13 protein-coding genes are annotated in these 17,670 nt (G+C 71.3%); 3 read left to right on the top strand and 10 right to left on the bottom strand.

All coding sequences use genetic code 11. The annotated features are described in order from the left end of the window. Positions 1-22: 22 nt before the first annotated feature. On the bottom strand, positions 23-889 hold the full coding sequence (locus ACZ7GX_RS25855; protein ID WP_498780235.1) for a DUF4082 domain-containing protein: 867 nt from the start codon (positions 887-889) through the stop codon (positions 23-25). A 161-nt stretch (positions 890-1,050) separates the two neighbouring features. Here ACZ7GX_RS25855 and ACZ7GX_RS25850 point away from each other — a divergent pair, with 161 nt between their 5' ends. Next, positions 1,051-2,295: an SGNH/GDSL hydrolase family protein gene (locus ACZ7GX_RS25850; protein ID WP_498780233.1), complete on the top strand. Its 1,245-nt coding sequence runs from the start codon at positions 1,051-1,053 to the stop codon at positions 2,293-2,295. A 151-nt stretch (positions 2,296-2,446) separates the two neighbouring features. Beyond that, positions 2,447-4,423, top strand: coding sequence for an alpha-glucuronidase (locus ACZ7GX_RS25845; RefSeq protein WP_498780232.1), 1,977 nt, complete (start codon positions 2,447-2,449; stop codon positions 4,421-4,423). Between the two features lie 49 nt (positions 4,424-4,472). Here the strand turns inward: ACZ7GX_RS25845 and ACZ7GX_RS25840 are convergent, their stop codons facing one another. The 7 genes from ACZ7GX_RS25840 to ACZ7GX_RS25810 form a co-directional block, all read right to left on the bottom strand. After that, entirely contained in the window at positions 4,473-6,503 is a 2,031-nt protein-coding gene (locus ACZ7GX_RS25840; protein ID WP_498780230.1) for a beta-galactosidase, read from the bottom strand. Continuing rightward, on the bottom strand, positions 6,500-7,192 hold the full coding sequence (locus ACZ7GX_RS25835) for a DUF624 domain-containing protein (protein ID WP_498780228.1): 693 nt from the start codon (positions 7,190-7,192) through the stop codon (positions 6,500-6,502). Before ACZ7GX_RS25835 ends, ACZ7GX_RS25840 begins: the two co-directional genes overlap by 4 nt. A 2-nt stretch (positions 7,193-7,194) precedes the next feature. Beyond that, complete coding sequence (locus ACZ7GX_RS25830; RefSeq protein ID WP_498780227.1) at positions 7,195-8,727, bottom strand: GH39 family glycosyl hydrolase; 1,533 nt, start codon at positions 8,725-8,727, stop codon at positions 7,195-7,197. 102 nt (positions 8,728-8,829) lie between these two features. Further along, positions 8,830-10,461, bottom strand: coding sequence for an ABC transporter substrate-binding protein (locus ACZ7GX_RS25825; RefSeq protein ID WP_498780225.1), 1,632 nt, complete (start codon positions 10,459-10,461; stop codon positions 8,830-8,832). A gap of 50 nt (positions 10,462-10,511) precedes the next feature. After that, positions 10,512-11,447, bottom strand: a complete 936-nt coding sequence (locus ACZ7GX_RS25820; RefSeq protein WP_498780224.1) for a carbohydrate ABC transporter permease — start codon at positions 11,445-11,447, stop codon at positions 10,512-10,514. Beyond that, positions 11,444-12,433 (bottom strand): ABC transporter permease, encoded by a 990-nt coding sequence (locus ACZ7GX_RS25815; protein ID WP_498780222.1) that lies wholly within the window; start codon positions 12,431-12,433, stop codon positions 11,444-11,446. The genes ACZ7GX_RS25820 and ACZ7GX_RS25815 overlap by 4 nt, the downstream gene beginning before the upstream one ends. Continuing rightward, positions 12,430-14,823: a beta-xylosidase/alpha-l-arabinosidase gene (locus ACZ7GX_RS25810; protein WP_498780220.1), complete on the bottom strand. Its 2,394-nt coding sequence runs from the start codon at positions 14,821-14,823 to the stop codon at positions 12,430-12,432. The genes ACZ7GX_RS25815 and ACZ7GX_RS25810 overlap by 4 nt, the downstream gene beginning before the upstream one ends. Positions 14,824-15,133: 310 nt before the next feature. On the opposite strand from ACZ7GX_RS25810, the gene ACZ7GX_RS25805 reads away from it, so the two are divergent. Further along, positions 15,134-16,195, top strand: coding sequence for a LacI family DNA-binding transcriptional regulator (locus ACZ7GX_RS25805; RefSeq protein ID WP_498780219.1), 1,062 nt, complete (start codon positions 15,134-15,136; stop codon positions 16,193-16,195). Between the two features lie 63 nt (positions 16,196-16,258). Here ACZ7GX_RS25805 and ACZ7GX_RS25800 read toward each other — a convergent pair whose 3' ends face one another. Together ACZ7GX_RS25800 and ACZ7GX_RS25795 are read right to left on the bottom strand one after the other, a co-directional pair. Then, complete coding sequence (locus ACZ7GX_RS25800; protein WP_498780217.1) at positions 16,259-16,555, bottom strand: hypothetical protein; 297 nt, start codon at positions 16,553-16,555, stop codon at positions 16,259-16,261. A 47-nt stretch (positions 16,556-16,602) separates the two neighbouring features. Further along, positions 16,603-17,562 carry a glutathione S-transferase family protein gene (locus ACZ7GX_RS25795; protein ID WP_498780269.1) on the bottom strand — a complete coding sequence of 320 codons (960 nt, stop codon included), beginning with the start codon at positions 17,560-17,562 and terminating at the stop codon, positions 16,603-16,605. Positions 17,563-17,670: the final 108 nt, after the last annotated feature.

The raw sequence follows: 17,670 nt of genomic DNA, 5'->3' as shown, positions 1-17,670 counted from the left end.
GTCGCCTGGTCGGCGCAACCGGTCAGCCGCGGAACTCCGGCAGCACCCAGTAGGTGCTGTCGTGCCAGGTGTCGGTCGGGAACCCGCCGCCCACGCCGTAGTGGTAGACGCCCGCGCCCGGCGGCGCGATGAACGGCGCCCGCACCAGCGTGCCGATGAAGAAGTCCTCCGAGGTCGCGTAGCCGCCTTCCGGCGTGTAGTACGAGATCACGTAGTCCCGCCCCGGCTCGACCGGGACCGGCGTCGGGAAGTCGATCTGGGCCATCAGCCCGGGGTGGTCCCAGGGCTGCTCGGCGAGCAGCACGCCGGCGTCCGACCACAGCCGCAGGGCGATCGGCCCGCGGTACGCGCCGCGACCGAGGGACGCGCCCAGCAGCTGCCCCGGTCGGTCGACCCGGAACCGCATGCCCACCTCGACCGGCTCGCGGTCGGGGTCGTCGACCGCGTCCTTGTAGTAGGTGCCGAGCTCGCACCGGGTCTCGCAGTTCACCGGCTGGGTGACGGCCACGCCGCCCACGTGGATGACGACGGGCGCGCCGATCGGGCCGGCGCCGGCGGCGGTGACGACCCGACCGGCGACCTCGACGTCACCGACCTGGTCGGGCGTGTGGACGTACCGCCAGTCGACCCGGGAGGGGTCGTGATCGCGCAGGACCTCGGCGGTCACCCAGGTGGCCCCGCCGTCGAACGTCAGTTCGGTGGCGGTGATCGCGACCGTCGTCGGGGCGATCGAGAGGCCGGTGACCAGGATCGGGACACCGACCTCGGCGGCGGAGCGGGTGGTCGGGGTGCCGATGACCACCCTGCGGTCGTCCTGGGCGTGAGCCGTGCCGGACAGGACCAGGGTCGCGGCGGCGATCGCCACCCACAACCGGGATAAGCGGGGCATGCGCCCTCCTTCGGGCATCGTGCGGAGCTACCTCCCGGGAGATCGTCGGCGACCGTGGGTTTCGCTACGCCCGCGCGCCGGTTGCCTTCGGCACGTCCGCGCGGGTTCCAGTTGAGACCCTCGGCTGACCGGAGCCCGCCCGCTGCACCAGAATCGGGCGCATGAGTCGCACCGCGTCACCCGAGGACCCCCGCCCGGCCGGTCGTTGGGTCCACACGTGGGTGTCCGCACCCCAGCCGACCGCGCCCGACAACATGCCGCCCGCGCCGTTCACCCGGTCGGGTCTGGTGCTGGCCGACGCCACGCTGCGGCAGACCGCGCGCGTCACGGTCGGCGGCGACCGGCTGCGGCTGCGGTTCTCGAACGCCTTCGGCGGCGCGGTGCTGCCGATCACCGCGGTGACCGTGGCTCGGCCCGTCGACGGCCGGGCGGGCGTCGGCGCGGTCGAGCCGGGCTCGGTCCGCCCGGTCACGTTCCACGGGCGGTCGGGGGTGGTCGTGCCGGTCGGCGCGCAGGTCGTGTCGGACCCGCTGGACTTCCCGGTCGAGCACGAGGCGAACCTGACCGTGACGGTGTACCTGGCCGACGGGCAGGCGTCCGAGGCCATCACCTCGCACCCCGGCTCCCGCACGACCTCCCACCTCCTGTCGGGCGACCACGTCGGGGCCGACGACCTGCCGGGCGCGACGACCACGGACCACTGGTACTTCCTCAGCGGCATCGAGGTCTGGTCCGAGCGCGCCGCCTCGGCCGTGGTCACGCTGGGCGACTCCCTCACCGACGGCCGCGGCTCCACCACCAACGGCAACGACCGCTGGCCCGACCGCCTGTCGGCCCGGCTCCGGTCACGGCCCGCGACCGCGGACGTCGCCGTGCTCAACCAGGGCATCGGCGGGAACCGGGTGCTCAGCGAGGGGATCGGCCCGAGCGGGCTGGCCCGCCTGGACCTCGACGTGCTGGCGCAGACCGGTGTGGCGTGGCTGGTGGTGTTCGAGGGCGTCAACGACATCTGCACGGCCGACGCCACCGCCGTCGCGCAGAAGCAGGTCGCGGACGACCTCTGCGCGGCCTACGAGCAGATCGTGGCCCGCGCCCACGCGCACGGCATCGCGGTGTACGGGGCGACGCTTGCCCCGCTGGGCGGCAACGAGGCGTACGACGACCCGGACGGCCACCGCGAGGCGGCACGTCAGGCGGTCAACGAGTGGATCCGCACCAGGGGCGCGTTCGACGCGGTGCTCGACTTCGACGCGGCGGCGCGCGACCCGCACGACCACCGACGCCTCCTCGCGGCCTACGACGAGGGCGACCACCTGCACCTGGCGCCGGCCGGCTACCGGGCGCTCGCGGACGCCGTGCAGCTGGAGCTGTTCGAGTCGCGCGGACAGGACGCAGTGTCCGGTTGAGACGGCGGAGCGGGAACCGTTGCCGCGCAAATGTTTCGCAGCGGTTCACCCACGTGAAAGTCGACAGTGGACGGCCGGTTTTCCTTGCCCGGGAATCGAAGGCGACATAGTTTGGCGTTGTCGCCCGTCCCGGACCTGGAGGACTCCCCACATGATCGGCGTGCACCCCGCGTGGCTACCGGCCTCCGCGTTCCGGTCGATCGGCTCACGGCGGGTCCGCGTCGTCGGGGACGGCCCGGTCGTCGCCACGGTCCGCGCCGAGGTCGAGGCGGCGGCGGCCGGGCACGGCGGCGCGCTGGTCGACGACGGTCCGGCGGACCTGGAGCTGGTGTGCGAGCCGGATGACGGCGAGACCGATCCCGAGGCGTTCGTGGTGGGCCGCGCCGGCACGACCACGGTGGTCCGCGCGATCGACGGCGTCGGCCTGCTCTACGGCTTGCACCACGTGGTGCGGCAGGGCGAGGCGGCGTTCACGGGCGAGGCGCGGCCGGGGCGGCACGCGCCGCGCCAGCCGATCCGCATGCTCGACCACTGGGACAACGTCGCCGTGCACCCGGTGATGGGCCAGGTCGAGCGCGGGTACTCGGGCGGCTCGATCTTCTACGCCGACGGCGCGATCCGCGCCGACCTCTCGCGGGTCCGCGCCTACGCCCGGCTGCTCGGCTCGATCGGCGTCAACCGGGTCGGCCTCAACAACGTCAACGTGGGCCGCACCGAGGCCCGCCTGCTCACCGACCTGCTGCCGGACGTGGTGCGGCTGGCGGACGTGTTCCGCCCGCACGGGATCAAGGTGCACCTGTCGGTGAGCTTCGCCGCGCCGATCACCCTCGGCGGCCTGCCGACCGCCGACCCGCTCGACCCGGCCGTGCGCGACTGGTGGGCCCGCACGACCACCGAGGTGTACGCGGCGATCCCCGACTTCGGCGGGTACGTGGTCAAGGCCGACTCCGAGGGCCAGCCCGGCCCGTTCGCCTACGGCCGCGACCACGCCGACGGCGCGAACGCGCTGGCCCGCGCCCTCGCGCCGTTCGGCGGCACGGTGTTCTGGCGCGCGTTCGTCTACGACCACCGCCAGGACTGGCGCGACCGGACGACCGACCGCGCCCGGGCCGCCTACGACAACTTCGCCCCGCTGGACGGCGCGTTCGACGAGAACGTCGTGGTGCAGGTGAAGGCCGGTCCGATGGACTTCCAGGTGCGCGAACCGCTGTCGCCGGTGATCGCGGCCATGCCGCGCACCCGGCTCGCGGTCGAGTTCCAGGTGACCCAGGAGTACACCGGGCACCAGAAGCACGTCTGCCACCTCGTGCCGCAGTGGCGCGAGATGCTGGGCTTCGGGCCGTGGGGCGAGGGCGAGCCGACGGTCGCGGACGTCGCCGCGGGCCGCGCCGCCGCGCCGGCCGGTGGCGTGGTCGCGGTGTCGAACGTCGGCGAGGACCCGTTCTGGACCGGCCACCCGTTGGCGCAGGCCAACCTGTTCGGCTTCGGCCGGCTCGCGTGGGACGAGCGGCTCGCGCCGGAGGCGGTGCTGGACGAGTGGATCGGCCTCACCTTCCCCGGCGACCCGACCGTGCGGGAGGCGTTGCACGAGGTGATGGACGGCTCGTGGCTGACCTACGAGCGGTACACGGCGCCGTTGGGCGTCGGCTTCATGGTGCAGCCCGGCCTGCACTACGGGCCCAGCGTGGACGGCTACGAGTACTCCTCCTGGGGCACCTACCACTTCGCCGACCGGGACGGCGTCGGCGTGGACCGCACGTGCGCCACGGGCACGGGCTTCGCCGGCCAGTTCCCGCCGCCGTGGCGCCACCGGTACGAGTCGGTCGCGACCTGCCCGGACGAGCTGCTGCTGTTCTTCCACCACGTGCCCTACGACCACGTCCTGCACTCGGGCGCGACCGTGATCCAGCACATCTACGACACGCACTTCGCCGGTCACGAGGAAGTGCGGCGGATGGCCGCGACGTGGGCCTCGCTGGAGGGACGCGTCCCCGACGACGTCTTCGGCCGCGTCACCGCGCTGCTAGCGGAGCAGCTGCGGTGCGCGAAGGAGTGGCGCGACCAGGTGAACACCTACTTCTGGCGCAAGTCGGGCGTGCCGGACGCGCACGGCCGCACGATCCACTGAACGCGGAGCGGCCGCCGGGTCCGCGGACCCGACGGCCGTCGTCGGCCCGCTACGCGCAGCGGAGCACCAGGACCGCGGTCGGCGCGAGTTCCAGCTCGTCCCCGACCCGCAGCTCACGCCCGCTCAACAGGTCCGTGCCGGCCACCGGCGCGGGCACGGTCCGGGCCGCGCCGTGGTTCAGCACGAACAGGTACCGCGTGCCGTCCGGCACGACGCGCTCGGTGACCTCGACGTCCGGCACGTCGCCGAGCGGCCCGATCAACCCGTGCTCGGCCAACGCCGTGCGCACGACGGCGGCCACACCGGCGTCGTCCAGCAACGTCGCCACGTACCAGGCGTGGCCGCGCCCCCGTGCCGCGCGGGTCACGGCGGGCGTGCCCGCGTAGAAGTCCGCCCCGTAGGCGCCGAGCACCTCCGCGTCGTCCGGCACGACCACCTCGAACACGTGCCGGGCCTCGTACTCGGCGCCGAACAGCGTCACCGGGTTCACCACGTCGGGCTGCTGGGCGTCGGTCTCCTCGACCCGCAACCCGAGCAGCGACGCGAACGGCCCCGGCACGTCGGTCAGGAACGCGTTGTCGTCCTCGTCCACCCGACCCGACAGCGCCGTCGTCACGAACGTGCCGCCGCGCTCGACCAGCTCCGCCACCCGCTCCGCGAGATCGCCCTTCACCATGTGCAGCAACGGCGCGACGACCACGTCGTAACCGGAGAGGTCGGCCGTCACCGGCACCACGTCGAGCGGGACGTTCGCCTGCCACAACGCCCGGTGGTAGGCGGTCAGCACGTCCAGGTAGCGCACGTTGCGGTTGGGGCCGTCGGACATCTCGACCGCCCACCAGCTGTCCCAGTCGACGAGCAGCGCGGCGCGCGCCGGCGTGCGGCCGCCCAGCAGCGCGTCACCGACGCGGGCGAACTCGTCGCCCAGTTCGGAGACCTCGCGGAACACCCGCGTGTCCGTGCGGCCCGCGTGGTCGAGCACCGCGCCGTGGTACTTCTCGCACGCGCCCCGCGACTGCCGCAGCTGGAAGTACAGCACCGCGTCCGCGCCGTTGGCGACCGACTGCCACGACCACAGCCGCAGCACGCCGGGGCGCTTGACCGGGTTCACGTCCCGCGAGGCGGTCACCGACGGGGTCTGCTCCATGACCCAGAACGGGTCGCCGTCGCGCAGCCCGCGCATCAACCGGTGCGCCAACGCCATCCGCGCGGCCGTGCGGGCGGGCGACCGGTCCTCCGGCGGGTAGTTGTCCCACGACGCGAAGTCCAGGTGCGGCGCCCACCGGTGGTAGTCGATCGGCTGGTACAGGCCCATCATGTTCGTCGTCACGGGCGTGTCCGGCGAGTACTTGCGGATCGCGGCCTTCTCCGCCAGGAACCCGTCCAGCAGCGCGTCGGACATGAACCGCTTGTAGTCGAGCGTGATGCCCTGGAACGCGGTGTGGTCGGGCCCCCGCCAGTGCTCCGACAGCGCGTTCGGCGGCTCGATCTGCGCCCACTTGGTGAACGTGTGCGACCAGAACGCGGTGTTCCACGCGGCGTTGAGCCGGTCGAGGCTGCCGTAGCGCCGGCGCAGCCACCGGCGGAACGCATCGCCGCAGTTGCCGCACCAGCACGCACCGCCGTACTCGTTGCCGACGTGCCAGGCCACGACCGCCGGGTTGTCCCCGTACCGCTTGGCCAGGCGCTTGGCCAGCGCCACGGCCGCGCGGCGGAAGTCGGAGGACGACGGGCAGGCGTTGTGCCGCTGCCCGTACACGTGCTGCCGCCCCTCGAAGTCGACCCGGCACGCGTCCGGGTACTTCCGCGCCAGCCACGGCGGCATCGCGCCGCTGGGGGTGGCCAGCACGATCCGCATGCCCTCGGCGGTCGCGCGCTCCACGATCGCGTCCAACGTCGAGAAGTCGTAGCCGAACTCGGTGGGCTCGAGGTGGGCCCACGCGAACACGCCCACGGTGACGGTGTTGATGCCGGCGAGCTTGAACGCGGCGTAGTCGTCGTCCCAGACCTCACGGGGCCACTGCTCGGGGTTGTAGTCGCCGCCGTAACCGATCCTCCGGGGCACGATCTGCGGGGTCACGCGGTGAACCTTTCGGTGGCGTCGCGCAGCACCGGTTCGGCGTTGCGCAGCAGGAGCAGGGTGAACGGGGACGCGAGCAGCGCGAGCACCCAGTCGGAGGTGAGCACGACGAGCCCACCGGCCGCGACGAGCAGAGACAACGCGCCGAGCGCGCTCGCCGGCCGTGCGGCCAGGTAGTAGGACGCCAGCCGCGCGGTGTCACGGGTGCGCAGCGACAGCGTGGACGACAGCACCAGCGCCTGGGACGACCAGACCAGCACCGCCACCGCGACCACGATCAGCACCAGGCCGTACCCGGGCGGCACGCCGGCGAGCTCCAGGTTCGCCAGGCTGAAGCCGATCACGGTGAGCACCGCCAGCGCGGGCAGCCACCAGCGCAGCACGTCGAGCCAGTTGAGCCGGTAGCCGCGGCGGAAGTGCCGGGCGGGGGAGAGGTCGCGGTCGGCGAGGAACACCCGCCAGGCGTAGACGGCGGCCGACAGCGCCGGGCCCACGGGCGCGAAGCACAGCCCGATCAGGGGCGCGTTCCCCGCGCTGCGGTCCAGGAACAGCAGCGCGAGGAAACCGGGCGCCGTCGTCAGCACCAGCATGGCCTCGATGACGACGAACCAGTACACGACGGACGCGATGCGCGACAGGATGCCCGCACCGATCTCGGCGGCGGGATCACCCCGTCGTTCGGCCGCCACGGTCACGGCCCCTCGTGCGGCGCCACGAGCCGGTTGTCGGAGGCGCCGAGCAGCCGCCGGTCGTCCAGCCCTTCGTGCTCCTCGGCGCGCACGGGCGTGAGCTCGACGAACGTGACCTCGTGCCGGGCCAGCGCCAGGTCGAGCTCGACCCGCCCGTCCACGACCGCGGCCGACCGGTGCTCCAGGGCGGGCCGCGCGCAGTCGCGCAGCACGTCGAGCGTGCGGAGGTCGGGTGAGCGCGGACGTCCCAGCTCGCGCCACGCGCCGAACGCGTTGCCGTCGTGCTCGTTGACCCGTTCCCGGCGGACGAACGCGCGCGGACCCGTCATCGGGACCGACAGCCGCACCTCGTGCCGCGCGGGCGCGTCCGGACCGTCGGTGCCGCCGACCGGTTGCCAGGCCAGCACGGTGACCCGGCCGTCGTCGGTCGCGCACACCAGGTGGTCCGCGCCGCGCGCCAGCACGTGTGAGCCCATCCGGGCCATGAACGTGTAGAGGTGGTAGGTCGGCTTCGGCACCTGCCGGTGCGTGAGCAAACCGAAACCGCCGTGGAACAACGAGGTCGGCACGTTCTCCTCCTCGAAGACGTCGCAGAACGTCCAGTAGGAGTAGGAGTCCACCAGGTCCGTGCCGCCGGCGAGCACCGGGGCCAGGTAAGCGGCGTGGTAGGCCGTGTCGTGGATCGGGTTGTCCGGCCGGTAGGAGCTGTTGAACTCGGTGATGTGCACCGGCAGCCCGGCCAGCGCGGTGCCCGCCAGGTGCTTGCGCGGCGCGTCGAACTGGTCCAGCAGCAGTTCCGGGGAGGTCAGCGTCTGGTAGGTGCCGAAGGGCACGTGCTGCGCCGGGCCGGAGGTGTAGGCGTGCCTGCTGACGAAGTCGATCGGCACGTCGCGGCGGGTGACGAACTCGGCGAACGGCTCCCACCACTCGTCCGAGCCGGGCGAGATCGCCGGGCCGCCCACCTGGAGCCCGGCGTCGACGTCCTTGACGGTCCGGGCGGTGAGCTCGTAGAGGCGGAAGTACGCGGCCTGGTCGGCGTCCTTCCAGAAGTTGACCAGGTTCGGCTCGTTCCACACCTCGATCGGCCAGGTGCGCACCTCGGCCAGGCCGTAGCGGTCGATCAGGTGGCGGACGACGGCGCGGACCAGCGCGGCCCACTCGTCCCAGTCGTTCGGCGGGGTGATGTTGCCCTTCCACCAGAACACCGTGTCCTCGCCCGAGGCGAGCGCGGTCGGCATGAACCCCAGTTCGACGAACGGCCGGATGCCCAGCTCCAGGAACCGGTCGAAGACCTGGTCGACGTAGGTGAACGAGTACCGGGTCACCCCGTCGCCGGACCGGCGGTGCACGCCCATGTCGTCGGACAGCAGCCCGTGGCCGCGGATGTAGCGGAAACCGATGTCGCGCTGCACCCGGGCCAGGGACTCCTGGTAGTCGGCGCGCAGCGCGAGGTTGAGCCGGCCGGTGCCGACGCAGTGGCGCCACGACTCGGACAGGCGGCCGATCGGCTCGCCGGGGACGGTAACGCGGTTCACAACCCCTCCAGGGCCGAACGGCCTGCCGCCCGTGGTGCGGCGGCAGTCGAACACGGACGGGGGCCGGTCACGGCGTCGTGCCGTGACCGGCCCCGCGGGCGATCACCCGTTCTTTTCCTTGTAGCGCTTGTGCGCGCCGTTGACCAGCTCGACGAGGTCGTTCGAGCCCTTGGCCTCCAACTCCTTGACGTAGGCGTCCCACGTGGAGAGGTCGCGCTGGCCGAGGATGAACTGCAGCGTCGACTGCGTGACGAAGTCCTTGAGCGGGCTCTCCAGCAGTGCGGCGCGCTCGCGCTCGTCCTCGTTCAGCGGCGCGGGCGGCGGCAGCGCCTCGACCTTCTTGTCGGCCATCGTCTTCTGGAAGGCGACCTCCTCCTCGGTGAACATCGACTGCAGCAGCTCGGTGGAGCCGCCGTAGTAGAAGACACCGCCCTGGAAGCCGAAGTCGCGCTGGAGGTTCTTCGGCGCGCCGACGTTCATGCCGCCGAACGCCACCTCGGGCTTGAGCGTCCGCTTGCCGGAGGCGTCCTTGTCGTAGGTCGTGCCGTTCACGCCCCACTTGGTGAACTCCAGCGCCTCGTCGGAGTACCAGAGCCAGTCGATGAACTGCATCGTCGCCACGAACTTGTCGCTCTCGACCGCCTTCGCCGACACCATCAGGCCGTTCTCCAGGCGCGTGCCGCGGATGACGTTGCCCTTGGGCCCGGCGGGCAGCGGGATCTTCGCCACGGTCGCGCCGGGGATCTTGGAGACGTTCGGCCGGTAGTCGTTGATGATGTTCTGCGCGTTGCTGCTGATCGCGAACGACTTGCCGCTGGCGAACTTCTGGATCGCCGCGTCGTCCTTCTGCGTGAAGCTCTCCGGGTCCATCAGACCTTCGGCGACGAGCTCGTGGAAGAACTCGATCAGCTGCTTGTACTCCGGGGTCGCGCCGGTCAGCTCGTACTTCTGCGCGGACTCGTTCCAGATCGTGTTCTTGACGTAGCCCCAACCGGCCTGCGTGCCGAAGGTCTGGCCGGCGTAGTTGAGGATCGACTTGGCCTCGAAGCGGTCCGACAGCGGGTAGCTGTCCGGGTTCGCGGCCTTGATCGCCTTGAGGACGGTGTAGACCTCGTCCCAGTCCTTCGGCGCCTGCAGGTTCAGCCGCTTGAGCTCGTCGGTGCGGAACGCCAGCGTGTAGTCCTGCCACACCTTCTCGTGCATGCCGGGCAGCAGGTAGAACTTGCCGTCCTCCTGGCGCAGCGTGTTCAGCTCAGGCTGGAGCTTCCACCTCTCGACCTTGTCCTTGAAGTGCGGCATCAGGTCGATGTAGTCGCTCACCGGGAGGATCGCGCCGGAGGAGACGAACTGCTCCTCCTGACCCGGGTAGGTCTTGGAGATGATCGTCGGGGCGTCACCCGAGCTGATCAGCAGACCGCGCTTCTGGTCGTAGTCGCTGTAGGGCACGACCGTCGGCTTGATCGTGACGTTGGTCCGCTGGGTGATCTCCTTCCACAGCAGCCAGTCGTCCTTGATCGGGTAGTGCGACTGGTCGAGGTAGAGCAGGCTCACGTCGACCGGCTCGGTGGCCTTGAACTGCGCGCCTGCCTTGTAGTCGGCCATTGACGCGGTCTTCTTGCCGTCGAGGTTGACGCCACCGCCCGCGTCCCCGCCCTCCTCGCTGCACGCGGCCATGCTGATCACGAGGCTGCCGGCGACGGCAGTCAGAAGCGTTCGCTTCCATTTGGTTCGCATCGTGCTGTCTCCTCAGGTGGTTGACGCCGTCGTCAACTGGAGCGGATGCGCTACTGCTTGACCGCGCCGAGCATCACGCCCGACACGAAATAGCGCTGGATGAAGGGGTAAACGGCGACGATGGGCAGCACGGTCAGCACCATCGTCACGGCCTTGATGTTCGCGGAGATGGCCACCGCGTTGGTCTCGACCGCGCCGACCGACGTCGCCGAGGTGGCGCCGGCGATCATGTTCCGCAGGTACACCGTGACCGGGAACAGCTCCGAGCGGTCGAGGTAGAGGAAGGCCTGGAACCACGAGTTCCAGTTCGCCACCGCGTAGAAGAGGATCATCGTGGCGAGCACGGCCTTCGACAGCGGCAGCACGATCCGCAGCAGGATGCCGTAGGTGTTCAGGCCGTCGATCGCGGCGGCCTCCTCCAGTTCCGTCGGCAGGCTCTCGAAGAACGCCTTCATCACCAGCAGGTTGAACACGCTGATCGCGTTGGGCAGCACGATCGCCCAGATCGTGTTGGTCATCCCGAGCCCGTTGACCAGCACGTAGTTCGGGATCAGGCCGCCGTTGAAGAACATCGTGAACACCGCGATGCCGACCAGCAGGCCACGGCCCTTGAGCCGGTGCTTCGACAGCACGTAGGCGTAGATCGTGGTGAGCACGATCGAGATCGCGGTGGCCGTCACGGTGTAGACGACGGTGTTGAGGTAGCTGTTCCAGAAAGCCGGGTCGGACGCGACGAGCTTGTAGGTGTCGAGGTTGAAACCGCGCGGCACCAGGTTGACCTGGCCGGTGCGGATGTAGACCTCGCTGCTGAACGACTGCGCCACGATGTTGACGAACGGGTACAGCGTCACCGCGACCACGCCGAGCAGCAGCACGACGTTGACGACGCGGAAGACCCGGTAGCCGGGCGAGTCGTCCAGCGAGGTGCGGCGGGGCCCGGAGGGCTTGTCCAGCCGGTCGGCCAGGCGCGTCGGGTCGGTGGTCACCACAGGCTCGTCCCCACTGCTCGGCGCGAGATCGCGTTGGCGGACAGGATCAGCGTCAGGCCGATGATCGACTCGAACAGGCCGATCGCGGCGGCGTAGCTGAAGTTGTTGGACACCAGGCCGACCCGGTAGAGGTAGGTCGACACGACGTCCGCGGTGGGATAGGTCAGCGGGTTGTACAGCAGCAGGACCTTCTCGAACCCGACCGCCATGAACGTGCCGATGTTGAGGATCAGCAGCGTGATCATCGTGGGCCGGATGCCGGGCAGCGTCACGTGCCAGGTCTGCTGCCAGCGGTTGGCGCCGTCGATCCGGGCCGCCTCGTAGAGCTGCGAGTCGATCGTGGTCAGCGCGGCCAGGTAGAGGATCGTGCCCCAGCCGACGGTCTGCCAGACCTCCGAGGAGACGTAGATCGTGCGGAACCAGCTCGGGTCCTGGATGAAGGAGACCGCGTCGCCGCCGAACGCGCGGACGATCTGGTTGACCGTGCCCTCCAAGGACACCAGCTGCATGACCATGCCGGCCACGATCACGATCGACAGGAAGTGCGGCAGGTAGGACACCGTCTGCACGAACCGCTTGAAGTACCGCGAGCGGACCTCGTTGAGCAGCAGCGCCAGCACGATCGGCAGCGGGAACGCGAACAGCAGCGACAGCGCGCCGAGCACCATCGTGTTGCCGAAGACCTCCCAGAAGTTCGGGTCGTTGATGAACATCTTGACGTAGCGCAGGCCGACCCACGTCTCGCCGTAGATGCTGCCGCCCGGCACGAACTTGCGGAACGCGATCACGTTGCCGAGCATCGGCGCGTAGCGGAAGACCAGGAAGAACAGCAGCGGGACGATGACGAGCGTGTAGAGCTGCCAGTCCCGCTTCCAGGCCTTGCGCCACGTGGTCTTGTACCGGGACGTCCTGGGTGTCCTGGGCGGTTTGGGGGGCTTCTTCGGCGTCGCCTCGGCCGCCGGTTCGCTGATCTGGGTGGTCAAGCTCGTTCCACCTCCTCGTGGGTGACCGACACGGCGGTGAGCCAACACCGGGTGTGGTCGACTTCGCGCAGCGGGCCGACGAGCCTGAGGTCCACCGCTTCGTGCACGTCCGCGCTCGACCGGGACACGCGCAGCTGCACCGCGCCCGGTTCCACCACGCGCCTGCCGTCCCGGCCGGTGAACGACGTGACGTCGGCCGGCACGCGGAACGTGACGCGTGCCGACGCGCCACCGTCCAGCTCCACCCGCGCGTAGCCGATGAGCCGCACGACCGGGCGGGTCACCTGCGCGACGGGGTCGTGCAGGTACAGCTGCACCACGTCCGCGCCGGAACGCGTGCCGGGGTTGCGCACGTCCAGCTCGACCTCGACCTCGCCGTCGGTGGTCCACGGCCCGTCGCCGGGCACCAGGCGCACGGGCGACCAGGTGAACGCGTCGTAGCCGAGGCCGTGGCCGAACGGGAAGGCGTGCGTCGGGTCGACGTTGGACACCTCGGTGCGCCGGCCGAGCGGCGCCGACAGGTAGGTGCCGGGCTGGCCGGACGGGTCGTTCGGGATGCCGACGGGCAGCCGGCCGGACGGCGCGACCACGCCGGTCAGCACGTCCGCGAGCGCCCGCCCGCCGAGCTGCCCGGGGAAGAAGGCCTGCACGACCGCCGCCGCGCCCTCGGCCAGGTCGCCGATCGCGTACGGCCGTCCGGTGATCAGCAGCAGCACGACCGGCGTGCCGGTGGCGAGGACGGCGCGGACCAGGTCCGTCTGCGCGCCGGGCAGCCTCAGGTCGGTCGCGTCGCACCCCTCGCCCGACGTGCCGCGCCCGAACAGGCCCGCCCGGTCGCCGACGGCGACGACGCACACGTCCGCGTCCCGCGCCGCGGCCACCGCGGCCGCGATGTCGTCGGCGTCGGGCTCGGCGGAGACCTCGCAGCCCTTCGCGTGGGCGATCTCGCCGCCCAGCGCGTCGCGCAGCGAGGAGAACACGGTCGGGATCTCCAGGCCGAGCCCTGCGTCCGGGTGGTGCACGCCGATGTGCGCGGGGAACGAGTAGCAGCCGAGCATCGCCATCGGGTCGTCGGCCAGCGGGCCGACCACCGCGAGCCGGACGTCCGGCCGCAGCGGCAGGACGCCGTCGTTGGCCAGCAGCACCACGGACTCGCGGGCCAGGCGGAGCGCGACGTCCTGCGCCTCGGGGGAGTCGAGCCGCAGGTCGTCGACGTGCTCCGGCAGCGGCGACCAGTCCGGGTCGAGCAGGCCGAGCTCGACCTTCTGGCGCAGCACCCGGCGCAACGCCCGGTCCACCAGGGCCTCGTCCACGTCGCCGCGCTCGACCGCCTCGCGCAGCGGCGTGCCGTAGCAGCGCACGGTCGGCAGCTCGACGTCCACCCCGGCGGCGAGGGCCAGCGCGGCGGCGTGCGCCTCGTCCTCGGCCACGCCGTGCAGGGTCTGCAGGAACTTGATCGCGAAGTAGTCGGCGACCACCGTGCCGTCGAAGCCCCAGGTGTCGCGCAGCAGCGTGGTGAGCAGTCCGGCGTCGGCCGCGGACGGCAGGCCGTCGATCTCGGTGTAGGACTGCATGACCGACCGCACGCCGCCGTCGCGCACGGCCATCTCGAACGGCGGCAGGATCACGTCGGCGAACTCGCGCGGGCCGATGGCCACGGGCGCGAGGTTGCGCCCGGCGCGGGAGGCGGAGTAGCCGGCGAAGTGCTTGAGCGTGGCCACGATCCCCGACTGTTCCAGGCCGCGCACGTACGCCGTGGCGACCGTGCCCACGAGGTACGGGTCCTCGCCGATGGTCTCTTCGGTGCGGCCCCAGCGGTAGTCGCGGGTGACGTCCAGGACCGGCGCCAACCCCTGGTGCACGCCCGCCGCGCGCATCGAGGCGCCGATCAGGCCGGACATTTCGGCCACCAGGTCGGGGTCGAACGACGCGCCCCAGGCCGGCGGCGCGGGGTAGGCGGTCGCCTGCCAGGCGGCGAAGCCGGTGAGGCACTCCTCGTGCACCAGCGCCGGGATGCCGAACCGGTTGGCCTCGGCCACCTGCCGCTGCGACGCGGCGAGCGAGCGGGCGCCCGCCACCGGGTCGACCGGCCGGGTGCCGAACGGGCGGGTGAGCTGGCCGAGGCCGTGCGCGATGACGTCCGCCCAGACCACCGGCTCGCTGGTCATGTCGTGCTGGTGCGGTGCGACGCCGGCGCCGGAGGGGTCCGCGCCGACCCAGACGCCGACGAGCTGGGCCAGCTTCTCGTCGAGCGTCATCGCGTCGACCAGCGCGTCCACCCGTTCGGCGACCGGCCGGGAGGTGTCCCGCCACGTCGCGCTCGGCCGGTCGGCGGCAGTCGGGACGACGTCGCCTGCCGGCGTCGTCGCGACTTCCGTCGTCCTGTTCATCATCGACCAGGTACCCCCGCTCACGTCTTCGTGAAGACCGAAACTATCGATGTACTTTCCGACACGCCGATCTGGTGGGGAGACCGTAGGAGGATCTACTCAAGACGTCAACAGTCCGTGTCCTTCCTGTGTCTTCGCAGTTCACAGGTATGAACAGGGGCGAAAATCCGCCGGTTTACTGGACCGATCACGTCAAAGATGTACGCCGATAGCTGTCATGCTGGTGATCGGAAGGTCGAACCTTTACGCTCGGCCGTCGAAACTTTAGATCCGGTGCGGTGCGCGGACCGCGACGCGGACAGGGGGCAGCATGAGTTCGTCGACCGAGCGGGAGGCCGCCGGCGCCGTGCCGGAGAAGACGGTGAAGGGCGCGGCGTCGATCTCGTCCATCGCGGCCGAGGCGGGGGTGTCCATCCCGACCGTCTCGAAGGTCCTCAACGGACGGCCCGACGTCGCGCCGGACACGCGTGCCCGCGTGGAGAGCATCATCGAACAGCACCGGTACCGACGACGACGAGCGCGCCAGTCGTCCCGGCCCGCGCTCATCGACCTGGTGTTCCACGAGATGCACTCGGCGTGGTCGACCGAGATCATCCGCGGCGTGGAGCTGGCCGCGGCGAACGAGCGCGCCGCCGTGGTGCTGTCCGAGCTCGGCGGCGAGCACCGGCCGCGCCGCGAGTGGTTCGACGACCTGCTGGCCCGCCGTCCGCTCGGCGTGATCCTGGTGCTGGCGGGGCTGGATGACGAGCAGCGCCGCCAGCTCGCCACGCGCAACATCCCGTTCGTGTTCGTGGACACCGCGGGCGAGCCGCCGCCCGGTGTGCCGACGGTGGGTTCGGCGAACTGGGCGGGCGGCCTGGCCGCGACCCGGCACCTGCTCGGGCTCGGCCACCGCCGGATCGCGGTCATCTCGGGGCCGACGACCATGCTGTGCAGCCGGGCCCGGGTCGACGGGTACCGCAGCGCGCTGGAGGACGCGGACGTCGTCGTGGACCCGGATTTCGTGCGGTACGGCGACTTCTACGTCCAGGGCGGGTACGGGCACGGCATGGAGCTGCTGAGCAGGCCCGACCCGCCGACCGCGATCTTCGCGGGCTCCGACTTCCAGGCGCTGGGCGTGATGCGGGCGGCGCGGGAGCTCGGGCTGTCGGTGCCGGACGACCTGTCGATCGTCGGCTACGACGACCTCTCGGTGACCGAGTGGATAGGGCCTCCGCTGACCACCGTGCGGCAGCCGTTGCGCGAGATGGCGACCACGGCCGCGCACATGGTGTTCAGCCTGGCGCGCGGCGAGCGCCCGCCGAACGAGCGCATAGACCTCGCCACGGAACTCGTGGTGCGGGAGAGCACCTGCCCGCCGCGGGCCCGCTGACCACCGACGTCGGCCGGCCGAGGTTCGCGGCCGGCCGTGAAGGCGCGTGGACCGCGTCCGCCGTCACCCGGTGCCGGACCGGCCCGCGCCGTCCGGCGCCTCGGCCTGCCCGTCCGCTTGGCCGAGGGTCTCCAGCAGCCGCGCCCGGGCCGCCTCCAGCCGGGCGGCGTAGTCCGGTGCGAAGACCTCGACCAGCGAGGTCTCCAACGTCCCGGCGATCCGGTGCAGCGGCGACCAGACCGCGCGGTCCTGGTTCACCAACCCGTCGAACGCCGCCGTGCCCATCATCGTGTCCAGCCAGTCCGACAAGACCAGCGCCTCGTCACGGCTCAGCCTGATCGTGAACTCGTCCTCCGTCACCGCACGGACGTTATCCCGGATCGAGGCGACATCCGTGCTCGGAGCGGTCAGCGCAGTGGCGTGTGCGCCGGGTCGACCCGTTCGCCGTCGCGGACGGGTCCCGGCGGCGTGCCGTCGCCGAAGGGCCGCCCGCCGAGCGCTTCGCGGCCGTGCGGCGTGACCCAGCCGGACAGGTCCGGCCCGGCGGGCACGATCCCGCTCGGGTTGACGTCCTTGTGCACGACGTAGTAGTGCTGCTTGATCTGGGCGAAGTCGATCGTGTCGCCGAAGCCGGGCGTCTGGAACAGGTCGCGGGCGTAGGCCCACAGCACCGGCATCTCGGCCAGCTTGTTCCGGTTGCACTTGAAGTGGCCGTGGTAGACGGGGTCGAAGCGCGCCAGCGTGGTGAACAGGCGGACGTCGGCCTCGGTGATCGTGTCGCCGACGAGGTAGCGCCGGTCGCGCAGCCGGTCCTCCAGCCAGTCCAGGGCGTTCCACAGGCGGGTGTAGGCCTCGTCGTAGGCCTCCTGCGTGCCCGCGAACCCGCACCGGTAGACGCCGTTGTTGACCTCGGTGAAGACGCGCTCGTTGACCGCTTCGATCTCGTCGCGGTGGCGCTGGGGCAGCAGGTCCGGCGCGCCGGCGCGGTGGTGCTCGCGCCACTCGGTGGACAGGTCGAGCGTGATCTGCGGGAAGTCGTTGGTCACCACCGCGCCGGTCGTCGTGTCGACGATGGCCGGCACCGTGATCCCGCGCGGGTATTCGGGGTCCCGCTTGAAGTACGCCTCCTGCAACCGCTCGATCCCCAGCACGGGATCCCGCCCACCGGGATCGAGGTCGAACGTCCACGACCGCTCGTCGTGCGTGGGCCCGGGCGTCCCCAGTGAGAGCGCGTCCTCCAACCCCAACAACCGCCGCACGATGATCGACCGGTTCGCCCAGGGACAAGCCCGAGCCGCCACCAACCGGTAGCGCCCACCGGCGACCGGAAACCCGTCCCGCCCGTCCGCCGTGATCCGGGTCGTGATGTACCGCGTGTCGCGGGTGTACTCCTTTCCCTTGACGGAGTACGTCCCACCTCGCCGGTGCTCGGGATTCCCGCCGGTCGTCGAAGTATCGCTCACCTTCCCGAGCCT

The organism is Actinosynnema sp. NPDC037264, from assembly GCF_055603705.1.
This window is presented reverse-complemented; position numbering and strand designations above follow the sequence as displayed.